Consider the following 18,732-nt stretch of genomic DNA (forward strand, 5'->3'; position numbering starts at 1 on the left):
GCCAGGTGCCCGCCCCTTTCACGCGGCGCCTCAGATCCCGCGCAGGTAGATTGCCACCCCCAGGACCACGATCACCGCCAGCACCCCGACAAACGCCAGCCGGAACCAGCGGCGACGCCCCAGGCGCGCGGGTCGCGCGTGTTGCGCATCGAACAGGGACGCTCGCAGGCTGTCCTCCGGCTCCGCCTTGACCGGTTCGCCCCGACTCGGCTCGCTCGCCGGCTCCGCCGCAGCGGTGGTGCTGTGGCCGGTCAGGGCATGTTCCAGATCACGGATGCGGCCACGCAGGTCCTGGTTGCGCTGCTGGGCCTCCGCCAGCTCCTGCTCGCGGGCCACCAGGCGGTCACCCAGATCCGAAGCCGAATCCTGGCTATCCGTACAGCGCTGCTCGGCCTCGGCCTGGGCCTTCTCGGCCGCCGCGGCGCGCTCGCACTGCTGGTTGCGCTCGCGGCGCAGGCGTTCGGCCTCGCCCCGCGCCACCTTCAGCTCCGTCTGCTCCTCCTCGCGCTGGCGCTCCAGGTCGACGAGCTCGTGGTCCAGACGGACATTCTCGCTCTCGAGCTCGCGCACCCGGCTACGCAGTTGTTCGGTCTCGCGGTCGGGCTCGGTCGACTCCGGGGCGCCCTCAGCCTCGAGTTCTTCCACACGCACACGCAAGGCCGCAAGCTCCTCCTCGCGGGCCGCGGCCTGTTCGGCTGCTGCCGCGACCTCTTCGTCCCGCGCCCGCGCCTCGGCCAGCGCCGTCTCCGCCTCCTCCAGACGACCCTGCAGGGCCTCGATCTCGCGATCCCGCTCTTCCGCGCGCTGGAACGCCGCCGTGGACTCGTCGCGGGCCTCGCCCAGGGCGTTGCGCAGACGCTCCAGCTCTTTCTGCGCCTCGCGCTCATTGGAGGATTGCTGCCGCAGCATCAACTCGCGGCGCAGGCGCTCGACCTCGTCGCGCAGCGCCTGGTTCTCGGCGGAGTCGGGGGCCGCTCCGGAGGGGGGCGGCTCGGGGACCGGCGGCGGTGGCAGGAGTTCGGCCACGACCTCGCGCACGCGGGTGGGAACAAACGGCTTCATCAGGACGGCATTGGCCCCCAGTGAACGCCATTCGTCGCTGGCCGCCTCGTCGCTCTCCTGACCGGTCACGATCACCACCGGGAGGTCCGTGGGGAGGTCATCGACGCCATCACGAATACGCAGCAGGAGATCCTGCCCGTCGATGCCCGGCATCGAGAGATCGGTCAGCACCAGCCCGATATCGGGATACTGCTGCAGCAGTTCCAGGGCCTGTTCGCCGTCGGCCGCCTCGTAGACGGTGTTCTGACCCTGCAGAATACGTTGCAACGCAACCCGGATGACCTTGGAGTCATCCACCACGAGGATCGCGGCGCGTTTTGGGTCCGGTATCTGATCGCTCATGCTTCCCCCTGACTGACATCCGGCCGCCTGACAGCGGCACGGCCGCCGACCACGCTGTACCCCCGGTGGCCGAACATCCCTAGACTCGCAAGACTACGGGCCCCCGCGTCCGGATGCCAGTGGGGTCGCCGGGGCAACCGGAACCGGTTCACACTTTCTCGCTCCGGGCGATCGGCCCGCGGAGCGTCGTGCGCGACCACCGCTCCGTGTTTGCTACACGGGCTTCGACTTCCACTTGACCGAATAGAGGTCGCGCCGACGATCACGCAGGTTGCGCACCGAACCGTGATTGCGCAGCTCCTTCAGGTTGTCGAGGTCGAGATCCACGATCAGGGTCATCTCGGTGTTCGGGGTGGCCTCCGCGGCCACCGCGTCGTGCGGGAAGGCAAAGTCGGACGGGGTGAACACAGCCGCCTGGGAGTATTGCATGTCCATGTTCTCGACCTTGGGCAGGTTGCCCACCGAGCCGGACATCACCACGTAGCACTCGTTCTCGATCGCGCGGGCCTGGGCGCAACGCCGTACCCGGAGATAGGCATTCTTGGTGTCGGTCCAGTAGGGCACGAACAGGATCTGCAGACCGTGGTCCGCCATCACTCGCGGCAGTTCGGGGAACTCCACGTCGTAGCAGATCAGGATCCCGATCTTGCCGAAGTCGGTGTCGAAGACATGCACCTCGTCGCCGCCCTGCAGGCCCCAGTAGGAGACCTCGTCCGGGGTCACGTGGATCTTGTACTGGCGGTCCCAGGTGCCATCTCGACGACACAGATAGGAGACATTGCGCAGGACATCGTCCGTGTACTCGGGCATCGAGCCGGCCACGATGTTGATATTGTAGGCCAGCGCCAGGCGCACCATCTCCTCGCGGACCGCCTCGGTGTACTCGGCCAGCCGGCGCACGGCCTCGGCCGGGTAGTCTTGGTTGAAGGCCCCCATCAACGGGCCGTTGAAGAATTCCGGGAACAGCACGCAGTCCGAGCGATAGCCGGAAACCGCATCGACGAAATACTCCACCTGCTGGAACAGGGAGTCCAGGTCCACCGTCGGGCGCATCTGCCACTGGACGACGCCGATGCGCACGTCCGAACGGCTGCCGCCGATCAGCTTTTCCTTCTCCTCGTAGTAGATGTTCAGCCACTCGATCAGGGTCGCGTAGGCCCCGGACTTCTCGTCGTCCGGCAGGTAGTTGGTGATGATCTTGCGGACGTGGAAGTCGTTCGCCAGCTGGAATGTCAGGATCGGGTCGATGATCTCGTGGTTCTTGACCTTGCGTACGTACTGCTGCGGCGTCAGCTCGTCGCGGTACTGCTCGTAGCCGGGGATGCGCCCACCGGCGACGATGGCCCGCAGGTTCAGCTTCTCGCACAGCTCCTTGCGCGCGTCGTACAGGCGCCGGCCCAGGCGCAGCCCGCGATAGTCCGGATGCACGAAGATGTCCACGCCGTACAGCGTGTCGCCGTCCGGGTCGTGAGTGGTCAGGAAGCCATTCCCGGTGATCTGCCAGTAATTGTGCTGATCACCGAAGCGCTTGTATTCGACGATCAGGCTGATGGCCGCGGCGACCACCTTGCCGTTGTCCTCGATGCAGATCTGGCCCTCGGGGAAGCGCATCACCTGGGACCGGAACTGCGCCTCGCTCCAGGCACCGTCGAGGTCGTGATAGACCCGCTCCATGATCTCGCGGATGTCCTCGTAGTCCTCGACCCGCGTCGGACGCAGGGTCAGGTGGTGCTGGGGGTTCGACTCGTTGTCCGCGTCAGTGGTCACGCTTGGGGGCTCCGGGATTGAGACAGAGGGGCAGGATGCACGGGGAATGGGCGTGGATCAAAAGATCCAGGCCAGCATCAACCAGAAGAACACAAAGAACAGGAAGAAACCGGGGATCATGAACTGCAATTCCCCGATCAGACCCTCGCCGGCGGCCAGGGCGAACACGATCGACACCAGCACCGAGACGATGGCCGCGACCAGGGCCGCGTTCTGCAGGCCCATACCATCATCGAAGGTGAGCGCGACCCAGTCCGACAGCCCCGGCAGGGACACCGCTGCCGCCAGCACCAGCAGGGCGACGAGCAGGGCCACGAGCGTCGAGGTACCGAGCAGAATACGCAGCGCCAGGCGGCTGTCGCGGCGGTCCGAGCGGCTCATGCCACGGCCTCGCGGCGCTCCCGAACGTACTCGCGCACCCGGTTGGGGTCCGGGATGCCGCTAACCCGGAATTCCGGGTTGTCCCCGGTGGTGTACACCGCGATCTGGCCGACACGGAAGATGCGGTCGAAGAAACTCTGGTCCACCTTCACCGTGCGGATCTGGCCGATATCGAGGTCCACATGCGACTTCGACAACAGACCCCGCTCCAGATGCACCTGATCGGCATCGATGCGCAACCGTACCGAGCGCGTCTGGAAGTACCACCACAACAGGATCAGCAAGCCGAGGCCGAAGGCCGGGATCAGCACCAGGCTGAGTATGAAACCGACCGGGTGATTGCGGAACATCGCCGGTCGGGCGTCGATCGCAGGTTCACGGGCAGACATGCGCAGACTCCGGTTGGGGACGGACGCGTCCGCACAGCACGGACCCATCCAGTTTGGCGCGCCGTCCCAAACAAAGCGAGCCCCGCACGGGGCGGGGCTCGCAGTTTGCCGGGTAAGGGCCGGTCAGCCGGCCCGCCCGGGGCAGGATCGCGAAGTTACGCGGTCCGGGCGTCGCGCTCGGCCTTGGCTTCCGCCTTGGCCTCGTCGCTGTCGTCGTAGCCGAGGTTTGGCGCGAGCCAACGCTCGGCCTCCTCGAACGACATGCCCTTGCGCTTGGCGTAGTCCTCGACCTGGTCGCGGTTGACCTTGCCGAGCCCGAAGTAGCGCGACTCCGGATGGGCGAAGTACCAGCCGGAGACGGCCGAGACCGGCAGCATGGCGAAGCTCTCGGTGAGAGTCATGTCGGCGTGCTCTTCCGGCTGCAGCAGCTCCCACAGGGCCCCCTTCTCGGTGTGCTCCGGGCAGGCCGGGTAGCCGGGCGCCGGGCGAATACCCTGGTACTTCTCCTCGATCAGGTCCTCGTTCTCCAGCGACTCGTCGGGGACATAGCCCCAGTATTCGCGACGCACATGGTAGTGCATGCACTCGGCAAAGGCCTCGGCCAGACGGTCCGCCAGGCTCTTCACGAGGATGGCGTGATAATCGTCGTTGGCCTTTTCGTATTCCTTGGCCTTGGCGTCGACATCACCGCCGGCGCTGACCGCGAAGGCGCCGATGTAGTCCGGACCACCCGCTTCCTTGGGCATCACGAAATCCGCCAGGGAGTGGCTCGGCTGGCCGCGACGCTTCTCGGTCTGCTGGCGCAGATGGTGCAGCTTCTTCAGCACCTTGGAGCGGCTGTCGTCGGTGTACACCTCGATGTCGTCGTCATCAACGGTGTTCGCCGGGAAGAAGCCGACCACGCCGCGCAGGGTGACCCACTTCTCGTCGATCATCCGCTTCAGCATGTCCTTGCCATCCTTGAACAGCTTGCGCGCCTCTTCGCCGACCTTCTCGTCGTCCAGGATGCGCGGGTAGGCGGCATGCAGCTGCCAGGAGTGGAAGAACGGCGTCCAGTCGATGAACTTGGCGACCTCGTTCAGATCGTAGTCGTCGAAGCGCAGGAGCACGGAGCCATCGCCATGCGGGTGCAACACCTTCGGCTGCCCCGGGAGGTTGTCGGTCTCCAGCGCGTTCGGCTTCGGCGGCGTGTAGTCGGACCAGTCGATCTTCGGCTTGTTGGCGCGCGCCTTGTCGAGCGTGACCCACTGGACCTTCTTCTTGCGCCCGGCGTTCTGCACGCGCAGCTTCTCGTACTCCTCGCGGATGTCCGCGGCGTATTTCTCGCGCAGCTCGGGGCTGATCAGGCTCTGGGCCACGCCCACGGCACGCGAGGCGTCCTTCACCCAGACCACCGGACCGGAATAGTTCGGCTCGATCTTCACCGCGGTGTGGGCGCGCGAGGTCGTCGCGCCGCCGATCATCAGCGGGGTCTTCATGCCTTCACGCTCGAGGTCGGCGGCGAAGTTGGCCATCTCCTCCAGCGAGGGGGTAATCAGGCCGGACAGGCCGATGACGTCGACGTTGTGTTCCTTGGCGGCCTTCAGGATCGAGGCCCCCGGCTGCATCACGCCAATGTCGATGACCTCGAAGTTGTTGCACTGCAGCACCACGCCCACGATGTTCTTGCCGATGTCGTGGACGTCGCCCTTCACCGTGGCCATCAGGATCCGGCCGTTGTTCTCGGTGCCGGTCTTCTCGGCCTCGATGTACGGGATCAGGTGGGCCACGGCCTTCTTCATCACGCGGGCGGACTTGACCACCTGCGGCAGGAACATCTTGCCCTCGCCGAACAGGTCGCCGACCACGTTCATGCCGTCCATCAGGGGGCCTTCGATCACCTGGATCGGGCGGTCATACGCCTGGCGTGCCTCTTCGGTGTCGTCGACCACGTAGGTGTCGATACCCTTGACCAGGGAGTGCTCGAGACGCTTGGAGACTTCCCATTCGCGCCACTCGAGGTTCTCTTCCTTCTTGCCGCCGCCCTGGCCCTTGTACTCCTCGGACAGTTCGAGCAAACGGTCAGTGGCGTCGTCGCGGCGGTTCAGGACCACGTCCTCGACCGCTTCCTTCAGCTTCGCGTCGATATCGTCGTAGACCGCCAGCTGGCCGGCGTTGACGATACCCATGTCCATGCCCGCCTTGATGGCGTGATACAGGAAGACGGCGTGGATCGCCTCGCGCACCGGCTCGTTGCCGCGGAAGGAGAACGATACGTTGGACACGCCACCGGAGATCAGCGCGTGCGGCAGGTCGTTCTTGATACGGCGAGTGGCCTCGATGAAGTCCACGCCGTAGTTGTTGTGCTCTTCGATGCCGGTCGCGACCGCGAAGATGTTCGGGTCGAAGATAATGTCCTCGGCCGGGAAGCCAACCTTCTCGGTCAGCAGCTTGTAGGCCCGGGTGCAGATCTCGACGCGACGCTGCTCGTTATCCGCCTGGCCGTCCTCGTCGAAGGCCATGACCACGATCGCGGCGCCATAGCGGCGGCACAGCTGGGCCTGCTTGATGAAGTTTTCCTCGCCCTCCTTCATGGAGATCGAGTTGACCACCGGCTTGCCCTGCACGCACTTCAGACCGGCCTCGATGATCTCGAACTTGGAGGAGTCGATCATCACCGGGACGCGGGCGATATCGGGCTCGCCGGCCAGCAGATTCAGGAAGCGGACCATTGCCTCCTGCGACTCCAGCATGCCCTCGTCCATGTTGATGTCGATGATCTGGGCGCCGCCCTCGACCTGGTTCAGCGCGACTTCCAGCGCGACGTCGAATTCCTCGTTCTGGATCAGGCGCAGGAACTTGCGCGACCCGGTCACGTTGGTGCGCTCGCCGACGTTCACGAACAGCGAGTCGTCGGTGATGTTGCACGGCTCGAGACCCGACAGGCGGCAGGCCGGGGCGATCTCCGGCAGCTTGCGCGGCGCGTGCTTCTCGACCGCCTCGCGCATGGCGCGAATGTGCTCCGGCAGCGTGCCACAGCAGCCGCCGATGATGTTCAGCAGGCCCTGTTCGGCCCACGGGCCGACATCCGCGGCCATCTGCTCCGGGCTCTCGTCATAGTCGCCGAACTCGTTCGGCAGGCCGGCGTTCGGGTGCGCGGAGACAAAGGTATCGGCGATGCGCGAAAGCTCTTCCACGTACTGGCGCATTTCCTTGGCACCCAGCGCGCAGTTCAGGCCGATCGAGACCGGATTGGCGTGACGCACGGAGTTCCAGAAGGCCTCGGTGGTCTGGCCGGACAGGGTACGGCCGGAGGCGTCAGTGATCGTGCCGGAGATCATGATCGGGAGGTCCTTCCCGAGCTCGTCTTCCAGCGTCTTCACCGCGAAGATCGCGGCCTTGGCGTTCAGGGTGTCGAACACCGTCTCGATCAGCAGCAGATCGACGCCCCCCTCGACCAGGGCCTCGGCGGCCTCCTTGTAGGACGCGACCAGGGTGTCGAAGTCCACGTTACGCGCACCCGGGTCATTCACATCCGGGGAGATCGACGCGGTGCGGTTGGTCGGGCCGAGGATGCCGGCGACGTAGCGCGGCTTGTCCGGGGTCTTCTCGGTCCAGGCGTCAGCCGCCTTGCGCGCGAGCTTCGCCGATTCGCGGTTCAGCTCGGGGACCAGGTCCTCCATGTGGTAGTCCGCCATCGCGATGCGGGTACCGTTGAAGGTGTTGGCCTCGATGATGTCGGCACCGGCCTCGAGATAGTCGTTGTGGATCTGCTCGATGATATCCGGGCGGGTCAGCGACAGCAGATCGTTGTTGCCCTTGAGGTCGCTCTTCCAGTCCTTGAAGCGCTCGCCGCGGTAATCGGCCTCGTCCAGCTTGTACAGCTGGATGGTGGTACCCATACCGCCGTCCAGGATCAGGATGCGCTCTTTCAGCGCTTTCTCGATATCGTTTCGTGTTGCCGTCATGTGCCGTACACCATTGGTTTCGAATGGGATAAGTGTACACGCCGGGGTTCCATCCCGTGCGTGGAGCCCACCCTGGTGGCAGGCTCTTTCAAATTGCGTCGCAGCCCCGGATGCGGCCTGGTTGCGCCCGTGAGCAGAGCTGTCACGATAGCGCCATGCAGGAACATCCGATCCGCTGGTTCATTACTGCCCCGCAGGCCTGCCCCTATCTGGACGACCGCGAGATGCAGAGTTTGCTGGTCGACCCCGCGGTCAGCCTGGGCGGCGCGCGCTTCGGCCAGCTACTGGCCGAGGGCTTTCGCCGCAGCGGTCAGTTTGTCTATCGGCATCACTGCCCCGAGTGCGCGGCCTGCGTGCCCGTACGCATCCCGGTTGCGGCCTTCCGCCCGAACCGGAGCCAGCGCCGCTGCCTGGATCGCAATCGCGATCTCGCGGTGACGATCCGCCGGCCGCCGGAACAGCCCGGAACATCGCCCGCCGCCGATCTCGACGAGCACATGCCGCTGTTCTCGCGCTACCAGACCGCCCGTCACACGGGCGGTGGCATGGAACAGATGGGACGCGAGGAATACGCGGGAATGCTCGCCCACCGCAACGGCCCAGTGGATCTGATCGAATTCCGCCAGGCCGACACGCTGGTCGCGGTGGCCGTCACCGATCGCACCCCACAGGGGTTGTCGGCGATGTACAGCTTCTTCGATCCGGATCAGCCGCGCCGCGGCCTGGGCACCCTCGCAATCCTGACCCAGGTGGCGCATGCGCACCGCCTGGGTCTGCCCCATGTTTACCTCGGCTACTGGATCGACCAGGCGCCGAAGATGGAATACAAGACCCGGTTCCAGCCGCTCGAAGGCCGCGTGGACGGGGTCTGGAGGCTGCTGCCCGCCTGACGGCGGCCAGCAGCCTCCTCGCGCGCGGCCTAGCGGGCCGGCTTGCGGAAGCGGAAGATGCCCCAGGTCAGGTAGCCCGAGTTGCCGCCATCGACCCAGTGCTGCAGGCCCTGCTTCATGCGGTCGATGTAGTCCTGCGAGATGTAGTTCTTCAACTCGTCCTCGCGGGACTCGAGCTCCTGCTTCACGCGACCGTAATGGGTCGAGATCTGACCGGAGTGCTCCTCGAAGCTGACCTCTTCCAGGCCGGCCGCCTTGGCCGCCTCGCGGTACAGCGCCGGGCTCGCCAGCGAATCCAGGTGGATACGGGCCAGAATCGGGTCCAGCACGCCATCCGGGCAATCGTCGGTCTGCATCGGATCGGTGAAGATCAGCCAGCCACCCGGCTTCAGGACGCGCGCGGCCTCCTGGATCACCTTTTTCTTTGCCTCGTTCTGGCTGTGCAGGAAGGAGTCCTCGGACCACACGACATCATAGGACTCGTCCGGCTCGTCGACTTTCTCGAAGGAGCCATCGACCACGGTGATCTTGTCGTCGAGGTGGCGCGCCTTGTTGATCTCGCGATCGCGCTCGTTTTCCTTCTCGGACAGGTTCAGCGCGGTAACGTCGCAACCGTAGTTTTCCACCAGGTAGCGGGCGACACCGCCGTAGCCGGCGCCCATGTCGAGCACGCGCCATTCCGGCTGCGGCTCGCCCAGGAGGTCGGACATGTGCGCGACCGTGCGACGGCTGGCGTCGCCGATCGGCTCGTCCTTGTACTCGTACAGCCCGATATGGAGGTCTTCACCGCCCCACACCATCTTGTAGAAGGTGTCGGCGTCCTCGCTGTTGTAGTAGTCGCGAGCGGTTTCGACTACGTCGGAGTAGTTCTCGCTCATCGTTCCTCGCCCTCGATATAACGCTTGTCGGCCACGTGGATGAAGAAGTCCGGATCACTCTCGCGATAGGTCTCCTGGAAATCCCCGTAGGTCTCGATCTTCTGGAAACCGACCTCGCGCATCAGGCGGCGGACATAGGCCTTGCGCAGCGGGAACATGTTCAGGAAGTACTCGGAACCATCCGGGAACTTGTACTGGAAGCGCGCCAGGCCTTCGTCAACGTGGGCCGGCTGCACCTGGACGTTGTCGCCGCAGTAGTAGTAGGTGTGCTTGGACGAGTAACCATGGTCCATGATGGTGTCGTAGTTGCGCTGGTCGAGGATCAGCACGCCATCGTGGTTCAGGGCGGAGTAGAACTCGGCCAGGGCCTTGCGGCGGTCGTGTTCATTGAACAGGTGGGTAAACGAGTTGCCCAGGCAGACGACGGCGTCGTAGCGGCCGTAGATATCGCGGTTCAGCATGCGCCAGTCGGCCTGCACGGTGCGCAGGATGTGACCCCGCTTGCGACCGTTCTCGAAGGCCTTGACGAGCATCTCGGGGGCGCCGTCGGCGGTCACCACGTCAAAGCCCGCTTCGCGCAACTGTACGGAATGGAAGCCGGTGCCGGCGGCGACGTCGAGCACGCGCTTGGCGCCGCGCTTCTTCAGTTCTTCGATGAAGAAGGTGCCTTCGCTCTTGGCGCGGTTGTCCCAGTCGATCAGGTCATCCCACTTGTCGACGAAGCCGGTGGTGTACTCGTTGAGATAGTTCTCGGTATCGCGACGTTCGGTCGGCTTCTCGCCGAAGTCCTGATCATTCTTGATATTCGCTGCCATGCTGGTTCCTCTTGGCTTTGCTGCTGTTGTAAGCGTGACTGGACCGGCCTCTGGGCCGATCCGTCGGCACAACACCCCGCAAACGCAGTAAACCGCGACCTCCGCATCACACGGCGGTCTCGCCAGCAGCCCGATCGAGCCAGGCGGGTGCCGCCCGGTGTTCGGGTATCAATGCGCCAGGTGCGTTGTTCGCAGCACCCGACACCGGCCTGGCCGGTTCTTCCTGCACATCCGGAGGGCAATCGGTACCCGGATGCCGAGCCGTGGTCTGGCGGGCCCATCCCGCCTGGCTCGGGGATCGTTTACGGCGCCGCGCGATGCGTCTGAACGCGGGCGTTGTGTCCGAAATCGTTTTTATACCCTGAAGGTTTTGCGCAAAAATTACAAGCTGAGGGCCCGTCTGGCGACCCTGGCTTCGCGACGCCGAATGCCGATCCATCCGGGCCGCGCGTTCGATATAATGGTCGTTTTGCAGCGATCCCGAGGCCCCGCATGACCCCCAGCCGCCCTATCCAGCGCGCCCTTTTGTCGGTCTCCGAGAAGACCGGCGTCGTGGAGCTCGCCCGCGCCCTGCATGAACGCGGCGTGGCGCTTCTGTCCACCGGCGGGACCGCCCGCCTGCTGGCCGAAAACAACCTTCCGGTAATCGAGGTTTCCGCGCACACGGGCTTCCCCGAGATCATGGATGGCCGAGTCAAGACCCTGCACCCGCGCATCCACGGCGGACTGCTCGGCCGGCGCGACATCGACTCCGCGGTGATGGCCGAGCAGGACATCCCGCCGATCGACCTGCTGGTGGTGAACCTCTATCCCTTCGAGGCGACCGTGGCCCGCCCCGGCTGCAGCTTGGAAGACGCCATCGAGAACATCGACATCGGCGGCCCGGCGATGCTGCGCGCCGCGGCCAAGAACTACCGCGACGTGGCCGTGGCCACCAGCCCCGACCAGTACAGCGAGATCGCCGCGGCCATCGGCGACCATGGCGAGGTGCCGCAGTCGCTGCGCTTCCGCCTGGCGGTCGCGGCCTTCGATCACGTAGCGCGCTACGATGCCGCAATCAGCAACTACCTCTCGGCCCTCGACGAGGATGGGGAGATGGCCCCCTTCCCAGGACAGCTGAACGCCACCTTCGAACGCGTCGAGACCCTGCGCTATGGCGAAAATCCGCACCAGCGCGCCGCGTTCTATCGTGACCCACAGCCTGCACCCGGCACCCTGGCCAGCTACCGCCAGCACCAGGGCAAGGCACTGTCTTACAACAACCTCGCCGACGCCGATGCCGCCTGGGAATGCGTGCGCCAGTTCGAGGCCGGGGCCTGCGTGATCGTCAAGCACGCCAACCCCTGCGGCGTGGCCGTCGCCCCGACCCAGCTGATGGGCTACGAACGCGCCTTCCAGACCGACCCGACCTCGGCCTTCGGCGGCATCATCGCCTTCAACCGGCCGCTGGACGGCGACACCGCCCACGCGATCGTCAGCCGCCAGTTCGTCGAGGTGGTCATCGCCCCCGAGATCACCCCGGGCGCACTGCGCGCCCTGGCCACCAAAAAGAATGTTCGCGTGCTGGAGATCCCGCCGGCGGGTGTCGGTCCCGGCCTCGACTACAAGCGCATCGGCGGCGGGCTGCTGGTACAGGATGCCGATCGCGGCAGCCTGGCCGATGTGGAGCTGAAGACCGTGACCGCGCGCGCGCCCTCGGAACAGGAAATGAAGGACCTCTGCTTCGCCTGGCAGGTGGGCAAGTACGTAAAGTCCAACGCGATCGTCTACGCCCGCGACGAACAGACCATCGGGGTCGGTGCCGGGCAGATGAGCCGGGTGTATTCCGCGCGCATCGCCGGCATCAAGGCCGCCGACGAGGGCCTGCAGGTGGCCGGCTCGGTGATGGCTTCGGACGCCTTCTTCCCGTTCCGCGACGGCATCGACGCCGCCGCCGAGGCCGGCATCACCGCGGTGATCCAGCCCGGCGGTTCGATGCGCGACCAGGAGGTGATCGACGCCGCCAACGAGCACGACATCGCCATGCTGTTCACCGGCATGCGCCACTTCCGTCACTGATCCGGGGCCTCCCATGAACGTACTGGTAATCGGCAACGGCGGCCGCGAACACGCCCTGGCGTGGAAATTGGCGCAGTCCCCGCGAATCGAACGCGTCCTGGTGGCCCCCGGCAACGCCGGGACCGCGCGCGAAGCGAAGTGCGAGAACGTCGACATCGGCGTCACCGACATCGACGCGCTGCTGGCCCTGGCCGAGCGCGAGGCAGTGGCCTTTACGGTCGTCGGCCCGGAGGCCCCGCTGGTCGCCGGTGTAGTGGATGCGTTCCGCGCCGCCGGACGACGCTGCTTCGGCCCCACCGCGAAGGCGGCGCAGCTAGAGGGCTCGAAGAGCTTCGCCAAGGACTTCATGCAACGCCACGGCATCCCGACCGCCGCCTACGGCAGCTTCGAGGACGAGACCGCAGCGCTTGAGTTCATCGCTACCCACGGCGCACCCATCGTGGTCAAGGCCGACGGCCTGGCCGCCGGCAAGGGCGTCATCCTGGCGCAGACCGAAGACGAGGCGCGCGCCGCGGTTCACGACATGCTGGCCGGCAATGCCTTTGGCGAGGCCGGGAACCGGGTGGTCATCGAGGAATTCCTGCGCGGCGAGGAGGCCAGCTTTATCTGCATGGTGGATGGCGAGCATGTCTTGCCGCTGGCCTCCTCGCAGGACCACAAGGCGCGCGACAACGGCGACCGGGGCCCGAACACCGGCGGGATGGGGGCCTACTCGCCCGCCCCGGTGGTGACAAATGCCCTGCACGCGCGCATCCTGCGCGAGGTTATCGAGCCGACCGTGCAGGGCATGGCCGCCGATGGCGAACGCTACACCGGCTTTCTCTATGCCGGCGTGATGGTCGACGCCGCGGGCAACCCGAAGGTGCTGGAGTTCAACTGCCGCTTCGGCGACCCCGAGACCCAGCCGATCCTGAGCCGCCTGGACTCCGACCTCGGCGAACTGGTCGAGGCCGCGCTGGAAGGCCGCCTGGACCAAGTCCGGGCCGAATGGGATACGCGCGTGGCACTGGGCGTGGTCCTCGCCGCCGGCGGCTACCCCGGAACCTACCGCAAGGGCGATGCCATCACCGGCCTGGAGGCCGTGGAACGCGATCCCGATGCCCACGTGTTCCACGCCGGGACCGCACAGGGCGAAGACGGAACGATCGTCACCGCCGGGGGCCGCGTGCTGTGCGTGGTCGGCCTCGGCGAGGACGTGAAGGCCGCGCAGAAAAAGGCCTACGCGGCCGTACAACAGATTCATTTCGACGATATATACTGCCGAACAGATATCGGCTATCGCGCCGTCGCCCGGGAGGGATAACCCCGGGCAACAGCGCGTCTACCCCCTCCTGGAGAACCACCCGATGGCCGCCCCCGAAGTCACGCACCTGCCCAACCTCCCCAACGACGCGGAGGGCCTGCGGCAATCGATCCGCGATGCCGTGGTCCGCGTGGTGGGGGAAGACCCGCGCGAAGCCACCGAACGCGACTGGATGGAAGCACTCACCTTCGCCATCCGTGAACGCATGGTGGAGCGGCGCCTGCTGACCCGCCGGCAATTCGCCGACGAGGACGTCAAGCGCGTCTACTACCTGTCGCTGGAATACCTGATCGGGCGCATGCTCGAGGCCAACCTGCGCAACATGGGCATCCTCGAGCCGGCACGCCAGGCGATGGCGGACCTCGGCGTGAACCTGGATACCATCCTCGACCTGGAAGACGACGCCGCCCTCGGCAATGGCGGCCTCGGGCGCCTGGCCGCCTGCATCCTCGAGTCGCTGGCGACCCAGGGCTACCCCGGCTACGGCTACGGCATCCGCTATGAATTCGGAATGTTCCGGCAGGAGTTCGAGCCCTACCAACAGGTCGAGCACCCGGACAACTGGCTGCGCTACGGCAACCCCTGGGAATTCCCGCGCTCGGATCGCAAATTCCCGATCCACTTCTACGGCTACGTGGTCGAGCATCATGACCCCGACGGCTCCACCCGTTACACCTGGGAGGACGGCGAGGAAGTCCTGGCCATGGCCTACGACTACCCGACGGCGGGCTACGGCCGGCGCAACGTGAACAATCTGCGGCTGTGGGCGGCCAAGGCCACCCGCGACTTCGACCTGCGCTACTTCAACGAGGGCGATTACATCCGCGCCGTCTCGGACAAGGCCGAGTCGGAGACCATCTCGATGGTCCTGTACCCGAACGATGCCACCGCGATCGGCAAGGAACTGCGGCTGAAACAGGAGTATTTCTTCGTCTCCGCTTCGCTGCAGGACATCCTGGAGCGCCATCTGGCGCTCGGCTACAGCCTCGATGAAGTGCCCGACAAGATTGCGATCCAGCTCAACGATACCCACCCGGCGATCGCCGTGGCGGAACTGATGCGCCTGCTGGTGGACCACCATGAACAGCCCTGGGACCACGCCTGGGACCTGAGCCGGCGCACCTTCGCCTACACCAACCACACCCTGATGCCCGAGGCCCTGGAGACCTGGCAGGTGGAGTTGATGGAGCGCGTTCTGCCACGCCATATGGGGATCATCTACCGTATCAACCAGGATTTCCTGGAAGAGGTCCGTCACCGCTATCCCGGGGACAACGACCGACTGACCCGGCTGTCCATCATCGACGAGGACCATGGCCGCCGCGTGCGCATGGCCCACCTGGCCGTGGTCGGCTCGCACCACGTCAACGGCGTGGCCGCGCTGCATACCCAGCTGTTGCAGGAGACCCTCTTCGAGGACTTCTACGCCCTGTGGCCGGAGCGCTTCGTCAATGTCACCAACGGCGTGACCCCGCGCCTGTGGATGATCCAGTCCAACCCCGCGCTCACCGAACTGCTGGGCCAGCGCATCGGCAACGACTGGCAGTACAACCTTGACCGTCTGCGCGCGCTGGAGCCCTACGCCCAGGATCCCGACCTGCAAAAGGCGTTCATGGACGTGAAGCGCGCCAACAAGCAGCGCCTGACCGACCTGGTCCGCGAGCGCACCGGCGTGGAGTTGAACCCGGACGTGATGTTCGACGTGCAGATCAAGCGCATCCACGAATACAAGCGCCAGCTGCTGAAACTCCTGCACGTGGTGGATCTCTACCAGCGCATTCGCGCCGGCGAGGACGTCCCGCCGCGCGTGGTCCTGTTCGGCGGCAAGGCAGCACCCGGCTATGCCCGCGCCAAGGGCATCATCCAGGTGATCAACGAGGTGGCCGACATCGTGAACCGCGATCCGGTCGTGGGCGACCGCCTGAAGTGCGTGTTCTTCCCCAACTACGAGGTCAGTTCCGCCAGCATCATCATCCCGGCGGCCGATGTCTCCGAGCAGATTTCCACCGCCGGTTTCGAGGCCTCCGGCACCGGCAACATGAAGCTGGCGCTGAATGGGGCCCTGACCATCGGCACGCTGGACGGCGCCAACATCGAGATCCGCGACGCGGTGGGCGAGGAGTCCATCTTCATCTTCGGCATGACTGCCGACGAGGTGGTCGAGCATCGCCGCAACGGCCCGAGCCCCGAGGCCATCCTGGCGCAGCAGCCCAACCTGGCCGCCGCGGTGGAGATGATCGAATCGGGGTTCTTTACCTGCGACGACCCGGGGACCCATGGCGACCTTGGGCGCTACCTGCGCCACGAGGACCCGTTCTTCGTGATCGCCGACTATCCGGCCTACGCCGCGGCCTGCGACCGGGCGGATGCCCTGTACGCCGACCGTACCGCATGGGCCGAGGCAGCCATCCTGAATGTCGCGCGCATGGGGTACTTCTCCATCGACCGCACGGTGCGCGACTACGCCGACCAGATCTGGGATATCACGCCGGAGCCGGTGGCCCCGTCGCGGACCAACGGCGCCGCCTGACACGGAGCGGGGGACTCAGGCGTCGGGAAGCCCCAGGCGGCGCAACCAGCCGTCGGGGTTGCCCGCGCACACCAGGAATTCGGGGTTCAGCAGGCTTTCGCGCATGTTGTAACGCAGCTCCTGCCCGTGGAGATCCGTCACCCGTCCGCCTGCGGCCCGGACCACGGCGTGCGCCGCGCCGGTATCCCACTCGCTGGTGGGCCCCAGACGCGGATAGATGTCGGCGGCTCCCTCGGCCACCAGGCACAGCTTCATCGAGCTGCCCATGCTGACCAGGTCGTGGGGACCCAGACGGTCCAGCGCGACCTTGAGTCGCTCCGCCCCGTGCGAACGGCTGCCCGCCACCAATGGGTGATCGGTGCCAATACGGTCGCGCGCCACTGCGATTTCCCGCGGGGGCTGATCCTCGTCACGGCGAATGGCCACGCCATCGCGATGACCGGCGTACAGGCGCTTGAGCACCGGGCACCAGACGACGCCCAGCACCGGCTCGTGGTCGTGGATCAGGGCAACGTTCACGGTAAATTCGCCGCTGCGCTTGACGAACTCGCGGGTGCCGTCGAGGGGATCGATCAACCAGTAGGTCTGCCACTGGCGACGGCGCTCGAAAGGCACGTCCTGCCCCTCCTCCGACAACACGGGCCAGTCGGGGTCGATGTCGGCCAGCCCATGGGCAAGGATCCGGTGGGCAGCCAGATCGGCCTCGGTGAGCGGCGAATGATCGGCCTTTTCGGTGACCGCAAAGCGCGTCTCGTAGAGTTCGAGGATCGCGTGGCCGGCCTGGTCGGCCAGCGCAGCCACCTCGTGCATCAGGGCAGTAAGAGCCGAATCCTTCGGCGGAGCATGCATGGGGAACTCCCGTTTTCCCGAAACGTTCCGCCTAGCTTGGCAGGGTTGCGCTCAGGCGTCGAGGTAATCGCGCACCATGTACAGCGCGGCGATGGAGCGCGCCTCGGTCAGGTCTTCCCGGGCGACCAGCTCGGTCAGCCGGTCCAGCGACCAGGGGACTACCTCGAGCGCCTCCGGCTCGTCGCCTTCCGCGGCCTGCGGGTACAGGTCCTCGGCCAGCACCAGATGGGTCTGGTGGGCCATGTAGCCGGGTGCCACGGTCAGCGCGCCCAGGTGGGTCAGGCGATGCCCGGCGTGGCCGACCTCCTCCATGATCTCGCGGTTGGCGGCAGTCAGGATGTCCTCGCCCGCCTCCATCCGCCCCTTGGGCAGACCCAGCTCGTAGCGGTGGGTGCCGGCGGCGTACTCGCGGATCAACAGGACGGTCCGGTCGGTCTGCACCGGGGCGATGATCACCGCCCCGTGGCCGCGACTGACCAGACGCTCGAAACAGGTGCGCGCGCCATTGCTGAATTCGAGATCCAGCTCCTCCACCTCGAACAGGCGGCTGCTGGCGACCGTACGCCGCCCCTGGACATCCGGCTTGTCTCGGCTCATGCGCCCTCCGGGATACATGTAGGAAAACGCTGCTTAATGTACACGCTCGCGTTGGCACCCTACGGGCTCCGCCGCCTTTTCGCGCGCACGGCGCTGCGGCTCACCTGCCGCACAGGGACTGCACGGCAGCGCCGCACCTTGTTCGCACGCAAACACGTCAAGCGCGAGCGGTAAATGCGTCAGCGTTTCCCTAATGGCTGTTGCGTAGCCGCACCAGGGTACGCAGTTCGCCCTCGAACAAGGTGTCGAACATGAAGCCGTGATCGGAGGTGACCACCTCGAACCCGTCCTGGTCGGCCGGATCGGTCTCCGCCAGACGCAGGTCAAGATCGCCCCAGCTCACGGCCATGGTGACGCGCATCGGGAAGTAGCCATCCAGGAAGCGGCGCACGAACGGGCCGTTCTCCAGGCGATAGACGCCGTCCCCCTCGTCCTCGACGATCTTCATGCGCGCGGTCACGCAGACCTCGGCGTCCCGCTGCACCCCGCGCAGGTCCACGCGATCGCCCTCGGCACGCGCGGATTCGATATTGCGGGTGGACTCGACCTGGAGCTCGTCGATTCTGGCTTCATTGTACACAATGACCATGCGCCGAATGGCCGCCACATCATTGTGACACTGGCGCAGATCGGCCCAGCCGTCCTCCAGCGAGGACTGCGTGATGCGGATCTGGTTCTGGTGGTGATGCGGAGTCCGGTCCGGCTCCTCCAGCAGGAAGGTCAGCTCCGGACTGGTGGTCTGGGTCTGGTCCGGGGAGACCGTCTCGCCCCACAGGCTGTCGTCCTCCAGCGGGTCGTAGTCCGGGTCGCCGGGGTCCATCCCCTGCACCGCCAACGGCAGCGCCATCAGCGCAAGAAGCAGGGGCGCGGGAAGGAACCGCGATTGGGGTACCATGGGGGCCATCGTCGTCACCCTCTTTCGTG

At 66.0% G+C, this 18,732-nt stretch carries 14 protein-coding genes; 4 read left to right on the forward strand and 10 right to left on the reverse strand.

Translation table 11 applies throughout. The features are described from left to right. Positions 1 to 30: 30 nt before the first annotated feature. The 5 genes from F622_RS0112525 to metH all read right to left on the reverse strand — a co-directional run bounded on the left by F622_RS0112525 (position 31) and on the right by metH (position 7,888). Positions 31 to 1,404 carry a response regulator gene (locus F622_RS0112525; protein ID WP_018650599.1) on the reverse strand — a complete coding sequence of 458 codons (1,374 nt, stop codon included), beginning with the start codon at positions 1,402 to 1,404 and terminating at the stop codon, positions 31 to 33. A gap of 213 nt (positions 1,405 to 1,617) precedes the next feature. Then, a complete protein-coding gene (locus F622_RS0112530; RefSeq protein ID WP_018650600.1) occupies positions 1,618 to 3,171 on the reverse strand; it encodes a bifunctional GNAT family N-acetyltransferase/carbon-nitrogen hydrolase family protein in 1,554 nt (517 codons plus the stop codon). Positions 3,172 to 3,228: 57 nt separating this feature from the next. Next, entirely contained in the window at positions 3,229 to 3,552 is a 324-nt protein-coding gene (locus tag F622_RS0112535; protein ID WP_018176300.1) for a hypothetical protein, read from the reverse strand. After that, complete coding sequence (locus F622_RS0112540; RefSeq protein WP_018176301.1) at positions 3,549 to 3,941, reverse strand: PH domain-containing protein; 393 nt, start codon at positions 3,939 to 3,941, stop codon at positions 3,549 to 3,551. The genes F622_RS0112535 and F622_RS0112540 overlap by 4 nt, the downstream gene beginning before the upstream one ends. 155 nt (positions 3,942 to 4,096) lie before the next feature. Further along, the gene (metH, locus tag F622_RS0112545; protein WP_018650601.1) at positions 4,097 to 7,888 is read right to left on the reverse strand and encodes a methionine synthase; all 3,792 of its coding nucleotides are present in this window, start codon (positions 7,886 to 7,888) and stop codon (positions 4,097 to 4,099) included. Positions 7,889 to 8,043: 155 nt separating this feature from the next. On the opposite strand from metH, the gene F622_RS0112550 reads away from it, so the two are divergent. After that, positions 8,044 to 8,778 (forward strand): arginyltransferase, encoded by a 735-nt coding sequence (locus F622_RS0112550; RefSeq protein WP_018176303.1) that lies wholly within the window; start codon positions 8,044 to 8,046, stop codon positions 8,776 to 8,778. Between the two features lie 29 nt (positions 8,779 to 8,807). Here the strand turns inward: F622_RS0112550 and F622_RS0112555 are convergent, their stop codons facing one another. Both F622_RS0112555 and F622_RS0112560 read right to left on the reverse strand, forming a co-directional pair. Beyond that, positions 8,808 to 9,656: a methyltransferase domain-containing protein gene (locus tag F622_RS0112555; protein ID WP_018169216.1), complete on the reverse strand. Its 849-nt coding sequence runs from the start codon at positions 9,654 to 9,656 to the stop codon at positions 8,808 to 8,810. Beyond that, the gene (locus F622_RS0112560; protein ID WP_018169217.1) at positions 9,653 to 10,471 is read right to left on the reverse strand and encodes a class I SAM-dependent methyltransferase; all 819 of its coding nucleotides are present in this window, start codon (positions 10,469 to 10,471) and stop codon (positions 9,653 to 9,655) included. The genes F622_RS0112555 and F622_RS0112560 overlap by 4 nt, the downstream gene beginning before the upstream one ends. Before the next feature lie 492 nt (positions 10,472 to 10,963). On the opposite strand from F622_RS0112560, the gene purH reads away from it, so the two are divergent. The 3 genes from purH to F622_RS0112575 are packed head-to-tail and all read left to right on the forward strand — an operon-like array spanning position 10,964 to position 16,362. Continuing rightward, positions 10,964 to 12,529 (forward strand): bifunctional phosphoribosylaminoimidazolecarboxamide formyltransferase/IMP cyclohydrolase, encoded by a 1,566-nt coding sequence (purH, locus tag F622_RS0112565; RefSeq protein WP_018176305.1) that lies wholly within the window; start codon positions 10,964 to 10,966, stop codon positions 12,527 to 12,529. A 13-nt stretch (positions 12,530 to 12,542) separates the two neighbouring features. Beyond that, positions 12,543 to 13,832 carry a phosphoribosylamine--glycine ligase gene (gene purD / locus F622_RS0112570; RefSeq protein WP_018176306.1) on the forward strand — a complete coding sequence of 430 codons (1,290 nt, stop codon included), beginning with the start codon at positions 12,543 to 12,545 and terminating at the stop codon, positions 13,830 to 13,832. Positions 13,833 to 13,875: 43 nt separating this feature from the next. Then, positions 13,876 to 16,362: a glycogen/starch/alpha-glucan phosphorylase gene (locus tag F622_RS0112575; RefSeq protein ID WP_018176307.1), complete on the forward strand. Its 2,487-nt coding sequence runs from the start codon at positions 13,876 to 13,878 to the stop codon at positions 16,360 to 16,362. A 15-nt stretch (positions 16,363 to 16,377) separates the two neighbouring features. Here F622_RS0112575 and cysQ read toward each other — a convergent pair whose 3' ends face one another. From cysQ to F622_RS0112590, 3 genes are all read right to left on the reverse strand, one after another. Continuing rightward, complete coding sequence (gene cysQ, locus F622_RS0112580) at positions 16,378 to 17,211, reverse strand: 3'(2'),5'-bisphosphate nucleotidase CysQ (protein ID WP_019572081.1); 834 nt, start codon at positions 17,209 to 17,211, stop codon at positions 16,378 to 16,380. 51 nt (positions 17,212 to 17,262) lie between these two features. Then, entirely contained in the window at positions 17,263 to 17,808 is a 546-nt protein-coding gene (gene nudE, locus F622_RS0112585) for an ADP compounds hydrolase NudE (protein ID WP_018144738.1), read from the reverse strand. Between the two features lie 190 nt (positions 17,809 to 17,998). Continuing rightward, positions 17,999 to 18,703, reverse strand: a complete 705-nt coding sequence (locus F622_RS0112590) for a hypothetical protein (RefSeq protein WP_019572082.1) — start codon at positions 18,701 to 18,703, stop codon at positions 17,999 to 18,001. Between the last annotated feature and the right edge of the window lie 29 nt (positions 18,704 to 18,732).

Source organism: Thioalkalivibrio sp. ALMg3 (assembly GCF_000381225.1).
GTDB lineage: Bacteria > Pseudomonadota > Gammaproteobacteria > Ectothiorhodospirales > Ectothiorhodospiraceae > Thioalkalivibrio > Thioalkalivibrio versutus.